Genomic DNA, 20507 nt, shown 5'->3' with positions numbered 1-20507 from the left:
AACACCGATGAATTCACCCGCACGAGACGGCCTGCCGCGGTCGTCCGCCCGATACTCTCGCGTCGCATCGCCGCTGCCGCCCCTGTGGGAGGCCTCGATCCGCGAGCATCAGCGTATCGCCCGGATCGAACTCGAAGAGGGCCGCCGGCGTGCGGTATTGCCGATGTCGGTGCTGAGCGTGGTCGCGGCCATGGCGGCGCCGAAGCCGGCGTTCTCGGCCGAGTACACCCAGACCGTCACCGGCGATGCCAGTGTCGACAGCGCGTACAGCACCTCCACCGATGCCAGCGGCCGTCTGGTCTACACGTTCGCGGACGGTGACAGCATCAAGACCGCTACGTCGGCGGTGGAAGACATCAACGACATCAAGCTGGCGGGTTCACAGCCGGTAGTGCTGCAGGTCGGCGATGGCACCGGCGTGCTGAACGTTTCCGCCCAGCGCGCGGCGGTGGGGGCATGGGGTACGGCGTACGGCATTGACCTGGAGAGCGGCTCCAACCTGACGATCAACGGCAAGACCTCGGTTTACGCCCGCACCGACGACGCTACGACCACGGTCGATGGGCATGCGGAAGGTGGTTCGGCCGCGCTCGGCGTGCGCATCTACCAGGCCGCCGCGACGTTCAACGGTGACCTGTCGATCGAGACCTATACCCCGGCCTATTCGCAGGGACTGTGGGTGTACCAGGGCAACGTCACGGTCAACGGCAAGACCACGATCCTGACCCAGGCGCGGGGCGCCTCGACATCGGGGCTCTACAACTCGGGCGGCGGTCGCAGCAGCATCGTGTTGAACGGCGATGCGGACATCACCGCCTATGGCATGTGGCCGAGCGACAACGTCCACGGCATCTACAACGATGGCATCAACAGCCGGCTCAGGATCACCGGCAATCTGAACTTGAATGCCACCTCGAACGGCTCGACCGTGTTCGGCATCCGCAACCAGGGTGTTCTGGAAGTCGATGGCGACGCCTACGTGTCCGCGACCGGGCCGCGTTCAGCGCTGGGCATCGCCAACACGCATCGCACCGCGCGCATGTACTGGCACGGCAATGTGGTGGTGGAGGTCAACCAGGGCGGCAACTACACCCCGTTCGGCCTGCCGACCGCGATCAGCAGCATCTATGGCCGCGCCTCGTCGATGAACTTCGACAAGGGCGTCAGCGCCACGATCAACGCGGGCGGGGAAACCTACGGCATCAACAACAACAGCATCCTCAACTTCAATTCCGACAGCGACACGGTGTACCTGCGCGCGCATTCCAGCTGCGACGGCTGCTCGGTGTTCGGGATCAACAACTGGGGCGGCGTCATCACCATGCAGGGCGGGCTCGATGCCGAGGCCACCGGCACGGGGAGCGGCAAGGTGCTGCTCATCAACAACACCGCGGTGGATGGCGAGACCGGCGAAATCAACATCAATGCAGCCGGCAAGGCGCGTGTGGCCTTGGTGGGCGACATCAGCACCGCCAGCCTGACCAATGCCTCCGGCACCGATTACGCGGGCACCACCACGATCAATTTCACCGGCGATGATGCGTTCCTCGAAGGCAACGTCACCGGCTATGTCGACCCGGACAGCAGCGATGCGATCACCTATCGCTCGGGCGCGAGCTGGTTGCGGTTCGCGGATGGCGCGAGCTGGAAGCCGACCGGGACCGGCAACATCAGTGCCGATTTCGGTGCCGGCGGCCTCACCCTGGCCACGGGCGGGATCCTGGACATGTCGGGGGCGTGGGGAAGTTTCGCGCCCGGTTCGGTTCCCAGCTATTCGCTGCGCACGCTGACCATCAACAGCTCCACCGGCAACGGCTCGGTGACGCTGGAGGATGGCGCGAAGTTCCTGCTGCTCAGCGATATCCGCAATGGTGCGGCCGACAAGATCGTGTTCGGCAGCGGCATCAGCAGCTTCAACGCGACGGGTACCCAGTCCATCGGCATCGTCTACGACCCGGTGCTGGACGACACCTCGTGGATCAACGATGCGGCGCTGCAGGTCGGCAAGTGGATCGAGGCGCTGTCGGACGTGGACGTGATCGATGCCAGCCAGGCCGCCGGAGGCACCGCGAAGCTGGCTGCCATCGCCGGTCTGGAGAGCAGTTGGCGGCAGACCTACGAGAACGACCTGATCGCATTTTCGTACAAACCCACGCTGGCGCTGTCCAGCGATGGCAGCAAGGTGCTGCTCACCGGTATCCAGATCATCGGCAACGGCGGCGGAAGCACCGGTGGCGGCAGTACTGGCGGTGGTGGGAGCGGTGGTGGGGATAGTGGCAGTGGTAGTGGAGAAAGTGGCGGCAGCGACTCCGGTAGTGGCGGGAGTAGCGGCGGTGGGGATAGCGGTGGTAGTACCGGCGGTGGAGAGACGGGGGGCGGGAGTACCGGCGGCGAGGAGAGCAGCGGCGGGGAAACCGGCGGTGGCAGCATTGAGGGCGGTACCGATACGCCGGCCATCCGTCCGTCGGAAACGGTGTTGACAGCCGCTGATGCCGTCGATGGCCTGCGCAGCCTGTGGCTGCGTACCGCCGAGCAGACCCGCGCCCACGCCGCGCACGTGGCGAGCGCACGCGCGGATGATGTCGCCAGTGCCTGGGTCAGCGTCACCGGTGGTCGCGATCGTGTCGATACCGCTTATTCGCGCCAGTACACGCAGGACGTGCAGGCGGTCTCAGTTGGCGTCGAACAGGGCTTCATGATGGGCGATTCGGCTTCGCTGGTGCTCGGTGCCAGCGCCACGCAGGGGCGCGCCCAGGCCGACTACAGTCGCGGCGACGGCAAGCTCCGCTCGACCGGGCTTACTGCGTATGCGGAGATGATCGGTGGGCAGGGTGCCTATCTGTGGGGAAGCGTCGGCGGTAGCCGTTTGCGCAATCAGTATCGCTCGCTCGACAGTGAGGGCCGTCGCAGTGCGGGAACCGCCCGGGCCGATGCGGTGTTGGTCACGCTGGAAGCGGGCTGGCCGCTGCCGATCGGCGATGCGTGGTCGCTGACGCCACAGATTTCCGTTTCCAGCGGCACGATGCGCGGCGAGCGGCACGTCACCTCCACTGGTGTGAGCGTGGACGTGCAGGATGCCGACGTCACCCAGGCTCGCGCGGGTGCCAGTCTGTCCCGGCGTTTCTCCGCTGCGAGGATCGAGGGCGAGTTGTATCTGAAGGCGTTGCGCTTGCAGTCGTTTGGCGATGACGTGGCGATTACCGCATCCAAGGAGGGTGGCGAAATTTCCACGGCATCGGGGCCTGGGCGCCGTGGTGGTTGCGAGTTTGCGGCGGGGGCTTCGATGTCGGTGCGCGGTTTGCAGTTGAGTGCGTTTGCTGAGGCTGGGCGGCAGCGGTATACGGGGGTGACGGGGGATTGGGCGGCTAGTGTGGGTGTGCGTTATCGGTGGTGAGGGGTGGTTTGCTTCGCATGCGATCCATCCCACCGTCCCTGCGTCGGCGGGGCAGCGACTTCCACGTGATGGAATCTAAGGACGTTGCTTGTTGGTTTTGACGTTGCAGTGACAGCAATAGCAACAGCAATAGCAGTAGCAGTAGCAACTTCAAAGGCTTTCGCTCCTTCGGAGCGAGTTACCTTTCTTTGCTCGTGCAAAGAAACGTAACCCAAAGAAAGCACGCCCCAGTCCTCGCGCCCTTCGCTGCGCTACGGGTGCACTGCGCCAGCGGGATTTTCTGACGCGGCATCCATGCCGCGGCAGAAAACGACGTGCATCCATGCACGTCGCCCTTCGGGTTATTCCCGCTGGCTCCGTCGCTGCGGATGGGGGCCCCGGAAAAGCGGAGAGCAAAGGCAAAATCACGGGCAACGGCAACGGCAACGGCACAAGCAACAGCACAGCATAAGCAACAGCCTGAGCCTGCCTGGCGATACGGCCTAGTGGTCGCGTTCGACTGCCATGCGTGCCAATGCCCGTAGCGCGCCGGCGGATTCGCCGTAGGGCGCCAGCTGTGTGCGCATGCTCTCGGCGAGTGCCGACAGGCGGCGTTTGGCGCCGTCCATGCCTAGCAGGGCCGGGAACGTGGATTTGTTTTGCGCGATGTCCTTGCCGGCGGTCTTGCCCAGTTGTTCGGAGCTGGACTCGACGTCGAGGATGTCGTCGCGGACCTGGAACGCCAGGCCCAGGTCGCTGGCGAAGGTGTCCAGCCGCTGCAGTTCGGCCGCATCGGCGCCGCCCGCCAGCGCGCCCATCCGTACCGCTGCGCGGATCAGGGCGCCGGTCTTCAAGGCGTGCATGCGCTCCAGCTCGGCCAGGGTTTGCTGTTGGCCGGTGGCGTCGATGTCCAGCGCCTGGCCGCCGCACATGCCGGCCACGCCGGATGCACTTGCCAGGGTCTGTAGCCAGCTCACGCGCAGGTTGGCGTTGGCGGGCGCATCGGCGAGCAATTCGAAGGCGAGTGTCTGCAAGGCATCGCCAGCGAGGATCGCGGTGGCTTCGTCGAAGGCAATGTGTACGGTGGGGCGGCCGCGACGCAGGTCGTCGTCGTCCATCGCCGGCAGGTCGTCGTGCACCAGCGAATAGGCATGCACCAGCTCGATCGCGCAGGCGGGGCTGTCGAGGCTGGTTTGTTCGGCGCCCAGCAGCGTGCCGGTCGCGTAGACCAGCAGCGGACGCATGCGCTTGCCGCCGCCCAGCACGGCATGCCGCATCGCCGCGTGCAGGCGCTGCGGGGCTTGCGATGGATCGGGCAGATGGGCGTCCAGGCAGGTTTCGATATGCGCCTGCCAGCGGGTGAACAGCTCGAAGGTCACAGCATCAGGCGCCGTTGTCGGCCGGATCGAACGGTTCGGCAGTCTCGGGCCGGGCCGGATCGCTGAGCAGGCGCACGCGCAGTTCGGCCTGCTCCAGCGCCTGCTGGCATTGCCGGTACAGGCCGATACCGCGCTCGTAAGCGCTCAGCGACTGCTCCAGGCTCAGATCGCCAGCTTCCATTTTCTCGACCAGTTGCTCCAGCTCTTCGAGCGACAGCTCGAAGCGGGCGACCGGGGAGGCGTCGTTGGGGGACTTCTTGGGCATCGTGGAAGTGTGCGGCGGGCGGGCGGGTGGGTCAATTCGGTGGTGGGGGGCTGGCGAGCGCGGTGGCTGCGGGGCGGCGGGCCAAGTAGGTCGGCATCTCCACGAATGCGGAGACGCCGGAAATTGGCGGGCAAGCGGCAGAGGGGCTTTCGCAGTAATCCTTCAGCCGTCATCCCCGCGAAAGCGGGGATCCATGGACTTTCGTGCAGGCGGGGTGATGGCTCTGGAATGCGGGTGACTTCTTCTGTGAATGCCCGTACGTCCATGGATCCCCGCTTTCGCGGGGATGACGGCTGAGAGGGCGTGGGTAGAGCCCGCGGTGGTGCGTTCCATGAGGCAAAACCGGGGTTGGGCCGCTACACGCCTCCCACGAACCGCCATTCCAGCCACGCCGCATGCGCATCCAGCCAATCGCGCAGTTCGGCCGAGACGATGCCGTCGCCGGCGGCGAGCAGTGTGTCCCCGTCGAACAGCAGCGGCAGCGACGCGCGCTGCCACGGCGGTATGTCCGCGTCCTGCAGCAGGTGCTTCAGCGAATGCGAATGCGTGCGACCCGGCAACACGATGCGTTCGCCACCATGGCGGACGCGTACATGCAGCGGACGGTCGAAGCGCAGCGAGGCGGAGGCGGCGTGCAGCGCCAGCGTGGCGCCATCCGGCAGGACCAGCGGGGAGGTGCCGTCCCAGATTGCTTGCCAGCCCGGCGGCCAGGCAGGCGTCGGCCGGAGCAGGTACAGGTGCTGGCGCCAGCGCCGGATCTCGACATCACGCCAGGCGAAGCGCATGGCGCGATCCGATGCGTGATGAGCGAGTTCGGCTTCCAGCGCCGCGACACCCTGCGCGGGAAGGGCCGGTGCGTGATGGCGGTCGACCCAGCGCCGCAGCAAACGCGCGCGCAGTGGTGCGGACCGTTCGCGCAGGCCATCAAGATCAAGAGCGCCATGCGGGCCGAGCAGCGCATCGAGCGCAGCATCATCGCCGGCTGCGAGCAGATCGGCAGCCTCGCCACTCAGAGCCGCACTGCGCGCCAGTGCGGTGGCGGCGTGCGGCCAGCGCTCGCGCAGCAGCGGCAGGATGCGGTGACGCAGGAAATTGCGATCGTGTTCGAGATGCTGGTTGCTGGGGTCCTCGATCCAGGTCAATCCGTGCTGGCGCGCGTAGGCCAGCAATGCGTCGCGTGGCACATCGAGCAGTGGCCGCCATAGTGTGCCGGCGGCGAATGGACGCTGTACGGCCATCGACGACAACCCGTCCGGTCCGGAGGCGCGCAGTGCGCGTAGCAGGAAGGTCTCGGCCTGGTCGTCGCGATGGTGGGCGACGGCGAGACGTTGGCCGGGTTGCAGGTGCTCGGCGAAGGCGGTGTGGCGGGCGTGGCGGGCGGCAGCTTCCAATCCTTCGCCGGCGTCACGCGCTACCTGTACGCGCACGATCGTCAGCGGCACTCCGAGCGCGGCGCAAGTCGCTTCACAATGCTGACTCCACGCGTCGGCGTCGGGATGCAGGCCGTGGTGAACGTGCAGCGCGGACAGGCCATGCGCGCGCTGTGCTGGCGAGGCGGCCAGCCAATGCAGCAACACGCTGGAATCAAGCCCGCCACTGAAGCCGACCAGCATCGGGGTGTTGCTGTCGAGCGTGGCGGGGAACCTGGATTTCATCGCGGCTCGGGGAGTCGGCTCAAAGGACGTGGGGTGCTTCGGTGTGAGACTCGCATCAAGGACCCCGCACGGATGTGCGGGCTTTTGCGAAGGACTCGCACTAAGGACCCCGCACAAGGATGTGCGGGCTTTTGCGAGGGACTCGCATCAAGGCCCCCCGCACATGGATATTACGGTGCTCCTGTGGGAATGCGCCCTTTGAATCCGCGCACATGGATGTGCGCTGCCTTTGCGAGAGACCCGCACAGAAGCGGCAGCCGGAAGTATCCGTGCTGCCGCCTGTTGGCGCGCGCTGATTACTGCGCGGTGACGCGCTCGAACTGCTTGGGCTGCGGCAGCTCCACCGGTACGCCGTCGGTGTTGCAGGTGCCGGCGGTGCACAGGCGTTGGCGCAGCTTCGGCGTGGCCTGCACGATCACGTGGTAGATCACGTTCTCTTCCAGCGTGCCGCGGAATGCGTCGCTGCCCGGGCCGGTCGCCCAGATGCCGACATCCTCGCCACCGTGGGTTTCGGAACTGGTCGGGACCAGCGCTTCCTGCATGTAATCCGGCGCCTCGGTGTTGACGTTGCTGAGGTCAGGGCGGCCCTGTACCGGGTCGACGCTGCTCGGCGAGTGCGGGAACGTCTTGGTCCCGGCCGGCTGGGCGTTGCTGGCGCCGGTGTAGCCGGGGCCGTTGGCGTAGCTGAGCGTGGTGTAGGGCAGGCCCAACTGATCGCGTGCGTACTGGGTGCGATCGCCGTCCTCACCGCCGGTGCCGCGCACCTTGCCGAGGATCGGGTTGCCGCGCACCGGGTAGCCGACGAAGTTCAGGGTGTGGGAATGATCGGCGGTGACGATGATCAGCGTGTCCTTCGGCGCGGTCTCGATGGCGGTGCGGACCGCGTCGGACAGGGCGATGGTCTCGTCGAGCGCACGGTAGGCGTTGCCGGCGTGGTTGGCGTGGTCGATACGGCCGCCTTCGATCATCAGCACGAAGCCGTTGGGATCGCGCGCCAGCGACTGCACGGCGGTACGGGTCATCTCGGCCAGGCTCGGCTCGCCATCCGGGCCGCGCTTGCGGTCGTGGTCGAACTGCATGTGGTCAGGCTCGAACAGGCCCAGCAATGCCGGCGCACCGGCCGCGGCCTGCAGCTGTGCCTCGTTCCAGACATAGGCGCCCTGCGGATGCGCCTGCTTCCACTCGCCGACCAGGTCGCGGCCGTCCAGGCGCAGGCCGACGCGGTCGTCGTATTCGGGATCGCGCTGCTCGACCGTGGTGAACTGGCCGCGTCCGCCGCCCATGACCACCAGCGGGCCGCGCCCGTAGCGCGAAGCCGACAGCAGTTGCTGGGCGATATCGCGGCAACCGGCGGCGACGGCCTGCTCGGGCAGGTCGGTGTCGCTTTCCCAGTTGCGCTCAGGTGAGTGCGCATAGGTGGCGGCCGGAGTGGCGTGGGTGATGCGGGTGGTGGTGACGACGCCGGTGGCCATGCCGGCACTGTCAGCCAGTGCCAGCCAGCTCAGCAGGCCCTTGTTGAGGCTGTCGGCGCAGTCGCTGCGATTGCCGGCGCTGACGCCGATCGCACCCATGTGGCTCTTCACGCCGGTGGTGATCGAGGTCATGGTGCCGGCCGAGTCGGGCGTCTGTGAATCGGTGTTGTAGGTCTTGCTCAGCGCCGTGGCCGGGAAGCGTTCCCACGACAGCAGGTTCTCCTCGCCGGGGTTGCCCTTGCGCTGCCCTTCGAGGATGCGCGCGGCGGCCACCGTGGTCAGGCTCATGCCGTCCCCGAGGAACAGGATCACGTTGCGGGCCTGGCCGGCCATCGCACCGTTGGCGGCGGCCTTGGCGGCGCCGCTGCGGTACCACCAGGCCGGGGTCTCGCCCTGCGGGTGCGCCACCGGGGGCACATCGACGGTCAGCGCGGCAGCCGAGGGCGCGCGCGGAGCGGAGGGCTGGGTGGCGCAGGCGGCCAGCAGCAGGGTGGAAAGCGTGGCGAAGATCGGAGTGCGACGGGACATGGGCGGCGGTTTCTCGCAGCTGGGCTTAAGCGTTCATTATGACCGGGCGACGAAGTCGTACCCATGACACGGCGTTGTTCCAGTCGTGGCATCGCCGCCGGCGATGGCTTGAGCTAAGGTGCGCTCTTACTCCCCCCGTTTGGCGATCTGACGACATGAAACTGGTCTCGGCCTGGTTGCGTATTCCGTTCTGGCAACGCGTGGTGGGCGGCTTCGTGCTGGGTGCGTTGGCGGGCTGGCTGATGGGGCCGGCGGCGGAAACCTGGTTCGGTCCGCTTGGCGATCTTTACGTCACCCTGATCAAGATGATCGCGGTGCCGCTGGTGTTCTTCGCGGTGATCAACGCGATCTCGGCGCTGCACGGGCAGAAGTCGGTGGCGGCGCTGGGTGGACGCACCTTCATGTGGTTCGTGATCACCGCCGCGCTGGCGGTGTGCGTGGGCCTGGCGGTGGGCACGATCATGCAGCCGGGCGCCGGCCATTTCGGTCTGAGCGTGGATTCGGCCTGGAAGCCGCGCGACGTGCCCAGCCCGATCAAGGTGCTGCTGGACGTGGTGCCGGCCAATCCGTTCTATGCGCTGACCGGTATCGGCACGCGTACCAATGCTGCGGGTGAGACCGTGCTGGCAGCCGGGCGTGGCTCGATCCTGCCGGTGATCTTCTTCGCCGCGCTGCTGGGCTTTGCGATGGTCAAGCTCGGCGAGCGCGTGGCCGAGGCGCGCAAGCTGGCCGGGCAGATGAGCGAGATCATGATCCAGGTCACCCGCTTCGTGCTGGAGGTGACCCCGATCGGTACCTTCGGCCTGATCGCCGGCTTGGTCGGTGCCTACGGTTTCGAGAAGCTGCTGCCGCTGGGCAACTTCGTGATGGCGCTGTACATCGCCTGCGCGATCCACATCGTGCTGGTCTACGGCTCGCTGCTGCTGGCGCACGGGCTGAACCCGTGGAAGTTCTTCCGTGGCGCCGCGCCGGGCATGCAGGTGGCATTCGTCAGCTCGTCGAGCTTCGCGGCGATGCCGGTGGCGATGCGCTCGATCACCCACAACCTGGGCGTGAACAAGGACTACGCCTCGTTCGCGGTGCCGCTCGGCGCGAGCATCAAGATGGACGGCTGCGGCGCGATCTATCCGGCGCTGTGTGCGGTATTCATCGCGCAGTACACCGGCGTGCCGCTGACCGCCGACCAGTACTTCGTGGTGCTGATCGCCTCGGTGCTGGGCAGCTTCGGCACCGCCGGCGTGCCGGGCACCGCGGTGGTGATGGCGACGGTGGTACTGAGTGCGGCCAACCTGCCGCTGGAAGTGATCGGCTACCTGTACGCGATCGATCGCATCCTCGACATGATGCGCACGATGACGAATGTGACGGGCCAGATGCTGGTACCGGTGCTGGTCGCCAAGGAGACCGGCCTGCTGGACCAGCAGGTCTATGACCTCGCCCCGACCAATGTCGGCATCGAGGAGCCGCTGGACGGGTCGGGCGCGCGGTGAGCGAGGAGTACCGGGTCGAGGCGGCTGTGCCTGCGGTCGCCGACTACCTGCGGTTGCGTGTGCAGTCAGGCCTTTCGCCGAAGAGCGAAACGGCCGCGCTACGCGGCCTGCCCAACAGTTGTTTCGCGGTGTGCGTACGCCATCAGGGCCGCACGGTCGGCATGGGCCGGGTGATCGGCGACGGTGGCTGCTTCTACCAGATCGTCGACATCGCGCTGGAGCCCGAGCACCAGGGGCGCGGGCTCGGCAAGCGGATCATGGCCGCGCTGGTCGAATGGCTCGACGCCCATGCCGGGGACGGTGCCTACGTGTCATTGATCGCCGACGGTGATGCGCGGCACCTCTATGCCAAGTTCGGATTCGTCGAGACCGCGCCGGCCTCGATCGGCATGGCGCGTGTGTTCGGGCGCTTCACCGCCCCCTGAGCAACGCCGGTCCGCGAAGGTTGTCTGGGCGCTGTAATCGACCCGGGTGCCGGCCAGACTATTGTTTCCCTCTCGAAGAAACGCGAAAGGCCGCGCAAGCGCGGCCTTTCATGACGTCCCCGAAGGGAGAGGGCGATTACATCGCCACGCGCCGTGCCTGCAGGAACTTCTGGCTCCAGTAGCCGCTGGCCAGCGAGTCGATCTGCACGTCCTTGCCGGTGCTCGGCGCATGCAGGAAGCGGCCTTCGCCGACATAGATGCCGACATGGTCGATGCGGCCACGCTTGCCGAAGAACACCAGGTCGCCGGCAGTCAGCGCATTGCGGTCCTTGATGATCTCGCCGTCGCTGTCATGCGCCATCTCGCGCGAGACGCGCGGCAGCTCGATGCCGAGGGCAGTCTTGAATACGTAGTTGACCAGGCCACTGCAGTCGAAACCGCCATCCGGCGAGGTGCCGCCCCAACGGTACGGGGTGCCCAGCAGGGTCATGGCGCGGCGCAGGATGACCTGGACCTTGTTGTCGCTGACGGCGGCCTCGGCGGCGGTGACCGCGCTCTGGGAGACGTCGTAGTTGGCGAGCAGGCGGCTGAGATCGCCGGCGAACATCGCCGAGCGGTCCATCAGCGGGATGGTGTCGTTGCCGGCCAGGTGCGGCAGCAGGGCAGCGAGGGTGGCGGTGGCAGCGGCATCGGCGCGGCTGCGGGTCGGTGCTGCAGGCTTGGCAGTGGCGGCCTGGGCGCCCGGATCTGCTGCCTGCGGGGCATCAGCGGCCTGCGGTGCAGTGGACTGCGCCAGGGCGGGTAGGGTGGCCAGACAAAGCGCTGCACTACAAAGGAGGCGGAGCTTGCGGGACGGGCGGCGGTGGTCGGTAAAACCGGGATTGAGCTGGTCGTCGGTCGTCACGCGTGGGTCACATTGCGGCAGGCGATGGGCGATCATGCCCCGGTGAAGGCTACGTGATGTTCAAAAACAGTTAAATTTCCGTTTTGTGTAATGTGATTTGAGTCACGTTTCAATGCAAAACCCGTTTCGCGCCCGTGTAGTGGTCACGCCAGTAATAGCCGTCGAGATAGTCCAGGCGGACCGTTCCGCCGGTACTCGGGGCGTGCACGAAGCGCCCTTCGCCAACGTAGATACCAACGTGCGAAACGTTGCCGCGGGTGCCGAAAAACACCAGGTCGCCGGCCGCGAGCCGGTCCTGGGCGATCTTCGGGCCCTGCACGGCGGCCAGTTCGCCGGAGCTGCGTGGCAGGCGCAGGTCGAGCATGTCGCGGTAGACGTAGGTGACCAGACCGCTGCAGTCGAAACCGCTCTCCGGGGTGTTGCCGCCGTAGCGGTAGGGCGTGCCGACCAGGCTGAGGGCACGCATCAGCACGTTGTTGGCGGCGGCCGGGTTGGCGGGCGGGACCACCGGCCAACTGCGGTGGGCGGGAGGGGCTTGCTTGACCGGCGCGCTGCCACAGCCGGCCAGGAGCAGTAGCAGCGAGATACCGGCCAGCCACGGCAGGAGCCGGGACGGGCGCATCGGGACGGCTGGCTTGTTGTGCATCGAGCCGGGATAATGCGCGGTTTGAGATGGCCGCCATCATGGCGGTGCACCCGCCGGCCGACAAGCCGTTCCCCTCATCTGCCACCGGGCAGCCCATTCCAGAGTCAGGCATGAAGATCGAAAAAGACCGCGTCGTCCGTTTCCACTACACCGTTTCCGAGATTGGCCAGGAGCCGATCGAGAGCTCCAAGGACCGCGAGCCGCTGTCGATCCTGGTCGGCCACGGCAACATCATCCCGGGCCTGGAGAACGCGATGATGGAGAAGGAAGCCGGTGAGAACTTCGGCGTGGACGTACAGGCGGTCGATGCCTACGGCGAGCGCCGTGATGGTTTGAGCCAGCGCATCCCGAAGAAGCACTTCGGCAACACCAAGCTGATCCCGGGCCAGCAGGTCGTGCTGCAGACCAACTTCGGTCCGCGCGCGGTCACCGTGCAGAAGATCGGCATGAGCGTGGTCGACGTCGACCTGAACCATCCGATGGCCGGCAAGGACCTGCATTTCGACGTGGAAATCGTTGAAGTGCGCGAGGCCAGCGCCGAGGAGGTCGAGCACGGCCATGTGCACGGCGACGGTGGTCACCACCACTGATCGGCATCGCCGATTGGACGAACGGCTCGCCTCGGCGGGCCGTTGTCTTTTGCGGGAGTCGCTCTTGTAGGAGCGGCTTCAGCCGCGAGAGGCTTTCCCGGGGAAGCTTCTCGCGGCTGAAGCCGCTCCCACGAGGTTCGTTGGATAATTGCGCGCTTCCACGGATGCCACCCGACGCATGACGCCCACTCCCTTCCAGCCCGTTGCTGCCAACGACCGCATCGCCTTGCTGGACGTGCTGCGCGGTTTTGCGCTGCTGGGCATCGGGTTGATGAATATCCAGGCCTTCGTCGGGCCGCTCAATGCGGCGTTGACGGGGGTCGACCCGGCGATGACCGGGGCCGACTGGTGGGCCGATGCGCTGGTCTACATCCTGGTGCAGGGCAAGTTCTACACGCTGTTTTCGTTGTTGTTCGGCATGGGTTTCGCCGTGATGGCGCAACGTGCCGAACAGGCGGGGCGGCCGTTCGTGACGTTCTATGCGCGCCGTAGCCTGGGGTTGCTGGTGATCGGGCTGCTGCACGCGTTGCTGGTCTGGTCGGGCGACGTGCTGGTGAGCTACGGGTTGCTGGCGACGTTGCTGCTGGCGTTCCGGCCGGTGCCGACGCGCTGGTTGCCGACGGTCGCCGTACTCATCTATTTGTGCACGCCGGCGATGGTGATGGCTTACGGCGCGCTCGGTTCGATGATGCAGGCCGATCCGGCCGGTTCAGTGGACTGGCAGCGCACGATGGCGCAGATCGGCCAGCAAGCGGCGGCGGCGGTGGAAGCGCAACGTGCGGCCTACGGGGCCGGCAGCTATGCGCAGGCGCTGACGCAGCGCGGGCACGACCTCAGCGAGACGATTCGCGGGCTGCTGGTCAACGGGCCGACCATGTTCGGCATGTTCCTGCTCGGCAGCTGGTTCGTGCGTGCCGGCGTGGTGCAGGCGCCGGAGCGCTTTGCACGACTGTTCGCGGTGCTGCGCTGGGGCGCGTGGCCGCTGGGGCTGGCGGCGATGCTGATCAGCTTCACGCTGGCTTCGTACCTGGATCCGGGGCGGCTGGATCTGCGGCTGGGGGGAGCGTACGCATTGTCTTCGCTGGCCGGCCTGTTGATGTGCCTGGGCTACCTGGGCTGGGTGGTGCGCTGGCGGCAGGCACTGGCATGGCTGGCGCCGGCCGGGCGGATGGCGCTGAGCAACTACGTGCTGCAATCGCTGCTGTGCACCTGGGTGTTCTACGGCTACGGCCTGGGGTACTTCGAGCAGTTGTCGCGCGCCTGGCAGATCCCTTTCGTGATGGCGCTGTTCCTGCTGCAAGTGGTTGCGAGCCAGGTGTGGCTGCGCGGGTTCCGGTTCGGGCCGCTGGAGTGGGTGTGGCGTGCCTTCACCTATCTGCAGTGGCCGGCGCTGCGGCGTTAGCGAGTGATCTGGCTGGAAGTCGCTGGGTCCCCGCCTGCGCGGGGACGACGACTGAAAGCTTCCTGTGGAAGACCACAGGCCCATGATGCTCCTGCCATCGTCCCCGCGCAGGTGGGGACCCAGCGACTTGCAACCGGTTCGCGGCCAGGCCCCACGACGACCGGACGAACACCATCAGGGCGCTAGGATGTCCCGCGTGCAACAACGCGGGAGGCCGGCAGTGTCGATCAACTTGGAAGAAGGCTGATGGGCGGAACATACGACTACGACGTGGTTGTACTCGGCGGCGGCTCCGGCGGTCTGGCCGCGGCGTTCCGCGCGGCCCGTCACGGCGCGCGCGTGGCGATGCTGGAGCCGGGTGAATTGGGCGGCACCTGCGTCAACGTCGGCTGCGTGCCGAAGAAAGCGATGTGGCTGGCGGTCGATCTGGTCGGGAAGATCGAGCAGGCCAACGCACTTGGATTCAAGGTCGAGCCGCATCCGGCATTGGACTGGGACACGCTGATCGCGCATCGGCAGGGCTACATCGCCAATATCCACGCCAGCTATCGCAAACGACTCGACGCCGATGGGATATCGGTGCTGCCGCGACGCGGGCATCTGCGTGACGCGCATACGGTCGCATGCAGCGACGGCGTGACGATCAGCGCACGGCACATCGTCATCGCCACTGGCGCGCACCCGGTGCGGCCCTCGTTCGAGGGCGCCGCCTCGGGCAGCGTTTCCGACGATTTCTTCAAGCTGCGTGCGGCGCCGGAACGCGTGGCGGTGTTGGGCGGTGGCTACATCGCGGTGGAGTTGGCCGGCTTGCTACAGGCGTTGGGCAGTCACGTGGAGCTATTCGTGCAGGGCCGGCGGTTGCTTGAGCGCTTCGACGCCGAGCTGGCCGCGCAACTGGCCGAGAGCCTGCATCAGCAGGGCGTGCGCGTGCATTTCGAGTATCGCGCCCGGCGTATCGAGCAGACCGATGACGACCGGTTGCGTCTGCTGGGCACCGGTGAGACGAATGACACCGTGTTCGACAAGATATTCCTCGCCATCGGACGTCGCGCCAACACCAGGGGCATGGGATTGGAGGAGGTTGGCGTGCGACTTGGCGAGAAGGACGAGGTCCTGGTCGACGAGTGGCAGACCAGCTCGGTGCCGAACATCCATGCGGTCGGCGACGTTGCCGGCAAGGTCGGATTGACGCCGGTTGCGATCGCGGCGGCGCGCAAGTTGATGGACCGGTTGTTTGGCGGCAAGCCCGAAGCGAAGCTGGATTACGGGAACGTGCCGACGGTGGTGTTCTCGCACCCGCCGTTGGGCATGGTCGGGCTCAGCGAGGAGGAGGCGCGTACGCGTCACGGCGATGAAGTGAGCGTTTATCGCAGCCACTTCCGCCCGATGTTGAACGCCCTGGCCGATTCGCCGCAGCGCAGCCTGTTCAAACTGGTATGCGTGGGCGAGGAGCAGCGCGTGGTCGGCATCCACCTGCTTGGCGAGGGGGCGGACGAGATCCTGCAGGGTTTTGCGGTGGCGCTGAAGATGGGTGTCACCTTGCAGCAGTTGGAGGACACCGTGGCGATCCATCCGACTTCGGCCGAAGAAGTGGTGCTGATCCGATGAAGCGCACTTCAATCCAGAAACCTGCGGCGAGCAAGGCCGTCGCCGCCAAATCGAAGGAGGTCGCGATGTCGCCCGAACAGGCGCGTACCCGCATCCTCGCCGCGATCCGCGCGATCCCGCGCGGACAGGTGGCCGGCTATGGCGAGGTCGCCGCACGCGCCGGCCTGCCGGGACGTGCACGACTGGTCGCGCGGGTGCTGGCTGGCAACGATGACCCGCAGTTGCCGTGGCATCGCGTGCTGCGTTCGGACGGACGCATCGCGATGCCGGAAGGCTCGCGCGGTTGGCGTGAACAGAGTCAGCGTCTACGCAGTGAAGGCGTGGTGGTCGAGCGTGGGCGGGTGAAGCGCGAGAAGGCGCGTGCCGACGACCTGGAGGCCTTGGATGCGGCGTTATGGGGCCCATCTGTGTAGGGGGCTTCGCTGACGTTGACCCGCGTCGCGTGGGAGCAGACTCATGACACCCCGACCCCTTCTCAAACCAATCTGGAAAAGAACGATCGTGACAACGAAACGCGAATTTCACAGCGTCGCCATCGTTGGCGGCGGCCTTGGTGGTCTGACACTGGCTCGAATCCTGCAGAGACATGGCCGCGATGCCGTCGTGTTCGAGCGCGAACCGTCTCGAGACGCACGGGGCCAGGGCGGTACGCTCGACATGCACGTCGAGTCAGGCCAACGCGCGTTGAAGGAGGCAGGCCTCGAAGCCGGGTTCATCGCCATCGCCCGCCCTGAGGGGCAATGCATGCGCATTGCCGACAAGACCGGCGTATTCCATTGGGATGAAACTGGCGCATCGGACGTGTTTGATCGGCCGGAAGTGGATCGCGGTGCACTGCGCGATTTGCTGCTCGATTCCCTCGAGCCTGACCGCATCCGATGGGGTCACAAACTCATCGGCATCGGCTCCGATGAGCAGGGTGGCCACGTGCTGCATTTCGAGAACGGCGAAAGCATGGCTGCCGGCGTGGTGGTCGGCGCGGATGGTGCTTGGTCGCGCGTGCGTTCGTTGCTTACCGACGCCAGTCCCCTCTATACGGGTGTCAGCTTTGTGGAGATAGGCATTCCCGACGCCGGGCGCCGCCATCCTGAACTTGCCGACCTGGTGGGGCATGGCAGTCTTCTCGCGCTTTCCGACGACAAAGGCCTGCTCGCGCAGCGCAATGGCGATGGGCGCATCCGTGTCTATGTAGCATTCCGGATCGCCGAGAGCAGCCTGGAAACATTGGATATCCCGTTCGATCGCCCAGACCGGGCCCGGCAGATGTTGTTGGCGCATTTCACTGATTGGGCGCCGGAACTGACCGGGTTGATCAGCGCATGCGATGACAGCTTCACGCTGCGTCCGATCAACATGCTGCCGATCGGGCTGGTCTGGGCCAGCCGGCCGGGCATCACCTTGATCGGCGACGCAGCGCACCTCATGTCCCCATTTGCGGGCGAGGGAGCCAACCTGGCCATGTTGGATGCAGCCGAGCTCGTGAGGGAATTGCTTGCCACGACTGATCCGGATGAGGCGATCAAATCCTACGAGGCGAAGATGTTCGCTCGGGCGGAGGCGGCCGCCGAAGAAAGCGCGCGGAACCTGGAGCTTTGTATCGCTCCCGATGGCGCGGTACGCATGGCAAGACAGATGGCGTTGTACGGGGCGATGGAGTAACGGGGGCACGTCCACGCCGGTCGAATCGAGATTCAATCGGGTCCATCCGATGTCCGGGCACCCGCCTTCACGGGATAAATACAGCGATACCGTCCTCGATATCCAAGGGGCAGGGCGTCCAGTGGTAGCCGCTATGATAGGAAGCAGTTTCCACGGATGTCCCTATGTTTCCCCGACTGCCTACCGTCACCAAAGCGTTGCTGATCGCCAACGGCCTGTTGTTCCTGCTGCAGTGGGCGTTGGGCCCCGCTGCGCTCTCTTCGTTGATGTTGTGGCCGATCGGTGAAGGCGGTTTTGATCCGTTCTCGCCCGGGCAGAACTTCCAGATCTGGCAACTGCTGACCTACGGCTTTCTGCACGACAGCTTCTCGCATCTGTTCTTCAACATGCTGGCGTTGTTCATGTTCGGCGCGGCATTGGAGCAGACCTGGGGCGAGAAGCGTTTCCTGACCTACTACCTGGTGTGCGTGATCGGCGCCGGCCTGTGCCAGTTGCTGGTGGGTGCGCTGACCGGCAGCAACGTGCCGGTGCTGGGCGCGTCCGGTGGCGTGTTCGGTCTGCTGCTGGCCTACGGCATGCTGTTCCCGAACCAGCAGGTGATGCTGCTGTTCCCGCCGATCCCGATGAAGGCGCGTACCTTCGTGTTCGTGTTCGGCGGCATCGAACTGCTGTTCGGTTTCACTGGCTTGCAGCCGGGCGTGGCGCATTTCGCGCACCTGGGCGGCATGCTGTTCGGCTGGCTGCTGATCCGTTACTGGCGCGGGCAACCGCCGTTCGGCGGCAAGGGCAAGCCACCGCGGATGCGTATCGTGCGCTGAGGTATGAATGAAAAAGGGCGCGGAAATCCGCGCTCTTTTTCGTTGTACTGCTGGAACCGATCAGCGCCAGACGTGGATCTGCTCAGCTTCCGTGCGCTGCATCGGCTGGCCCGGCTTGCAGCTGAAGGCCGCGCCGAATTCCGGCAGGTTCGACAGCGGCCCGTTGGTGCGCCACTTGCCCGGCGAACGCACGTCGGTGGTCGCGCGCTGCACCGCTTCGTTCGGCGACAGCTGCTGCGCCCACAGCCCGGCCCAGGCATCGAAGAACGCCTGCTTGCTGGCCTGGCTTGCTTGCGGCTGGGCTGCGGCGAAGGCCTGCCACGCCAGATCCACGCCGGCCTGGTCAGCCAGGTTTTCTTCGGCGGTGAGGCTGCCGTTGACCTTGGCGTTGGGCACGCCGGGGTAGGGGTAGGCGCTGTACTGCGTGGCGATCTTCTGCGAGAGCAGCGTCCAGGCGGTCTTCTCGGTCGGGGTCCACCAGCTGCGCAGTTGGCCTTGTGCATCGACCAGCGAGCCCTTGGCATCGATCGCGCGGGTGATCTCGTGCGCGGCCAATGCGCCGAATGCGCCGTACTGGGCGCCGGCATCGCCGGCAGCATTGAACACCGGTGCCTGCAGCACCGCAGCGGTGACGATCAGGCGGTTCTGGGCGATGTCGTAGGCGATCGCCGGCTCCTGCGGCAGCACGTCCCAGCGACGGTCGGCGTTGCCCTTGCCGATCCGCTTCATTTCCTCGCGGTGACGCCAGGTCGAGGCGATCAGCATGTTGCCGCCGAAGCTGCCGCGGCCCATCGGCTGCACGGTGTAGTCGAGGTCGCGGCGCGGCGCGGCGATCTCGATCTTCATCGCGTCGAGCTTGGCCTTGGCTTCGGCGACGACTTGCTCGTTGCCCCAGCCGGTGCGTTCGATCGCTTTGATCTGCGCCTCACGGATCTGGTCGACGATCACGCCGGCCTGGCGGCGGGTGTCGGCGCTCAGGTAGCGGGCGACGTACTCGCGGCCGAGCATCGGGCCGGCGGCGACGTTGATCGCATCCAGCACCTGCTCCCAGCGCGGCGGCGGCAGGGTTTCGCCGCGCAGCAGGCGGCCGCGGAACTGGAACTCGGCATCGCGGAAGCCCTTGGACAGATACGGCGCCATCGCATCGCCCACGCGCCAGCGCAGGTAGGCCTTCCACTGTTCCGGCTTGAGGCTGGCGACCAGGCCGTCGAGCTGCTTGAAGTAGCCCGGATCGGCGATCGATACCAGGTCATCCTGCACGCCCTGCGCCTTCAGGAAATCAGCCAGTTGCAGGTTCTTGAACTGCTTGGCGATGTCCTTGGTCGCGACTGGCGCGTAGTTGTTGAACGGGTTGTTGATGTCGGCGACCGGCTTGCCGGCCTTGGCCAGCAGCGTTTCGATCTGGATCACCGCGGCCGAGTCGGCATCGAGATTGCCGGCCGCGGTGCCGGTCAGCGCCAGGATCTGCTTGACGTAGGCACGGTAGCGGCCCATCAGCGCGACGGTGTCCGCATCGGTGCGGGTGTAGAACGCCGGGTCGGGCAGGCCGGTGCCGCCCTGCATGAAGTAGCCGATGTGGCGATCCAGCGCCTTCAGGTCGACATCGGGGCTGAAGTTGAACGCCACCGGGATACCGACCTGGTGCAGTGCGGCAATCGCCGCCGGCACTTCCTTGGCCTTCTTGATCGCGTCGATGCGCGACAGCAGCGGGGCGATCGGCCTGGAGCCATCGGCCTCGACCGCGGCTTCGTCCAGGCCGCTGGCCCAGAAGTCGCCGAGCAGCTTCTGCACGTTGCCCTGCGGCGCCTGGCGTGCCGCATCCAGCAGGTCGCGCTGTTGCTGCAGTGCACGATCGGCGAGCTGGCCGAGTGCAGTGGTCGCGCCGGTCTGTGGCACCGGGTTGGCCTTGAGCCAGTTGGCGTTGGCTACGTCGTAGAAATCGGTACAGGCCGGCGGCGTGGCCGGGGTCTTTGCAGGGGTCTTCTTGCGGGCTGCGTCGGCATGGGGAGCGGACAGCAGGGCGGCCAGGCCGAAGCCTAGGGCGAGGGCAAGCGGACGAAGGGTGGGCATCGAAACGGGATCCGGCCAGATTGAAGTCGGCGGAGTTTAACAAGGCCGGGGTGACTGCTGTCAGGAAGTTGACGTCGGGATATGCAGGGCATTGCAGAGCATCGAAGATGCTGGGTCTTATGTGGTGGCGACTTCAGTGTGGGAGGGACTCTGGGTGGCCTCGGGCCATCAGTCCCGACGCTCTATCGGTACAGCCCGTCGGGACTGATGGCCCGAGGCCACC

The 20507-nt window shown here is 66.3% G+C and carries 16 protein-coding genes; 9 read left to right on the top strand and 7 right to left on the bottom strand.

Going from position 1 to position 20507, the window contains the following annotated elements; genetic code table 11:
• Positions 1-7: 7 nt before the first annotated feature.
• Positions 8-3394, top strand: a complete 3387-nt coding sequence (locus AC3WJE_RS11310) for an autotransporter outer membrane beta-barrel domain-containing protein (protein ID WP_493730897.1) — start codon at positions 8-10, stop codon at positions 3392-3394.
• A gap of 482 nt (positions 3395-3876) precedes the next feature.
• Here AC3WJE_RS11310 and AC3WJE_RS11305 read toward each other — a convergent pair whose 3' ends face one another.
• From AC3WJE_RS11305 to AC3WJE_RS11290, 4 genes are all read right to left on the bottom strand, one after another.
• Entirely contained in the window at positions 3877-4752 is an 876-nt protein-coding gene (locus AC3WJE_RS11305) for a polyprenyl synthetase family protein (protein WP_493730896.1), read from the bottom strand.
• 4 nt (positions 4753-4756) lie between these two features.
• The gene (locus tag AC3WJE_RS11300; RefSeq protein ID WP_493730895.1) at positions 4757-5017 is read right to left on the bottom strand and encodes an exodeoxyribonuclease VII small subunit; all 261 of its coding nucleotides are present in this window, start codon (positions 5015-5017) and stop codon (positions 4757-4759) included.
• Between the two features lie 356 nt (positions 5018-5373).
• A complete protein-coding gene (tilS, locus tag AC3WJE_RS11295; protein ID WP_493730894.1) occupies positions 5374-6672 on the bottom strand; it encodes a tRNA lysidine(34) synthetase TilS in 1299 nt (432 codons plus the stop codon).
• A gap of 296 nt (positions 6673-6968) precedes the next feature.
• On the bottom strand, positions 6969-8672 hold the full coding sequence (locus tag AC3WJE_RS11290) for an alkaline phosphatase (RefSeq protein WP_493730893.1): 1704 nt from the start codon (positions 8670-8672) through the stop codon (positions 6969-6971).
• Positions 8673-8827: 155 nt separating this feature from the next.
• Between AC3WJE_RS11290 and AC3WJE_RS11285 the strand changes: the two genes are divergently transcribed.
• Both AC3WJE_RS11285 and AC3WJE_RS11280 read left to right on the top strand, forming a co-directional pair.
• Positions 8828-10162, top strand: a complete 1335-nt coding sequence (locus tag AC3WJE_RS11285; protein ID WP_493730892.1) for a dicarboxylate/amino acid:cation symporter — start codon at positions 8828-8830, stop codon at positions 10160-10162.
• Complete coding sequence (locus AC3WJE_RS11280) at positions 10159-10587, top strand: GNAT family N-acetyltransferase (protein WP_493730891.1); 429 nt, start codon at positions 10159-10161, stop codon at positions 10585-10587. Before AC3WJE_RS11285 ends, AC3WJE_RS11280 begins: the two co-directional genes overlap by 4 nt.
• 136 nt (positions 10588-10723) lie before the next feature.
• On the opposite strand, the gene AC3WJE_RS11275 is transcribed toward AC3WJE_RS11280, so the two are convergent.
• Positions 10724-11491: a C40 family peptidase gene (locus AC3WJE_RS11275; protein ID WP_493730890.1), complete on the bottom strand. Its 768-nt coding sequence runs from the start codon at positions 11489-11491 to the stop codon at positions 10724-10726.
• Between the two features lie 109 nt (positions 11492-11600).
• Positions 11601-12113 carry a C40 family peptidase gene (locus tag AC3WJE_RS11270; protein ID WP_493730889.1) on the bottom strand — a complete coding sequence of 171 codons (513 nt, stop codon included), beginning with the start codon at positions 12111-12113 and terminating at the stop codon, positions 11601-11603.
• Between the two features lie 134 nt (positions 12114-12247).
• Here AC3WJE_RS11270 and AC3WJE_RS11265 point away from each other — a divergent pair, with 134 nt between their 5' ends.
• The 6 genes from AC3WJE_RS11265 to AC3WJE_RS11240 all read left to right on the top strand — a co-directional run bounded on the left by AC3WJE_RS11265 (position 12248) and on the right by AC3WJE_RS11240 (position 18214).
• Positions 12248-12727, top strand: coding sequence for an FKBP-type peptidyl-prolyl cis-trans isomerase (locus AC3WJE_RS11265; protein ID WP_493730888.1), 480 nt, complete (start codon positions 12248-12250; stop codon positions 12725-12727).
• 178 nt (positions 12728-12905) lie between these two features.
• Complete coding sequence (locus AC3WJE_RS11260) at positions 12906-14129, top strand: DUF418 domain-containing protein (RefSeq protein WP_493730887.1); 1224 nt, start codon at positions 12906-12908, stop codon at positions 14127-14129.
• Between the two features lie 246 nt (positions 14130-14375).
• Positions 14376-15737 (top strand): glutathione-disulfide reductase, encoded by a 1362-nt coding sequence (gene gorA / locus AC3WJE_RS11255; RefSeq protein WP_493730886.1) that lies wholly within the window; start codon positions 14376-14378, stop codon positions 15735-15737.
• Entirely contained in the window at positions 15734-16150 is a 417-nt protein-coding gene (locus AC3WJE_RS11250; protein WP_493730885.1) for an MGMT family protein, read from the top strand. Before gorA ends, AC3WJE_RS11250 begins: the two co-directional genes overlap by 4 nt.
• 43 nt (positions 16151-16193) lie before the next feature.
• Positions 16194-17396: an FAD-dependent oxidoreductase gene (locus AC3WJE_RS11245; protein WP_493730884.1), complete on the top strand. Its 1203-nt coding sequence runs from the start codon at positions 16194-16196 to the stop codon at positions 17394-17396.
• 164 nt (positions 17397-17560) lie between these two features.
• The gene (locus AC3WJE_RS11240; RefSeq protein WP_493730883.1) at positions 17561-18214 is read left to right on the top strand and encodes a rhomboid family intramembrane serine protease; all 654 of its coding nucleotides are present in this window, start codon (positions 17561-17563) and stop codon (positions 18212-18214) included.
• 60 nt (positions 18215-18274) lie between these two features.
• On the opposite strand, the gene AC3WJE_RS11235 is transcribed toward AC3WJE_RS11240, so the two are convergent.
• Positions 18275-20284 (bottom strand): M13 family metallopeptidase, encoded by a 2010-nt coding sequence (locus tag AC3WJE_RS11235; protein WP_493730882.1) that lies wholly within the window; start codon positions 20282-20284, stop codon positions 18275-18277.
• Positions 20285-20507: the final 223 nt, after the last annotated feature.

It is taken from the genome of Pseudomonas sp. GW821-FHT07E12, assembly GCF_058986605.1.
The sequence above is the reverse complement of the archived record's forward strand: the minus strand, read 5'-3'. Positions and strand labels throughout refer to the sequence as shown.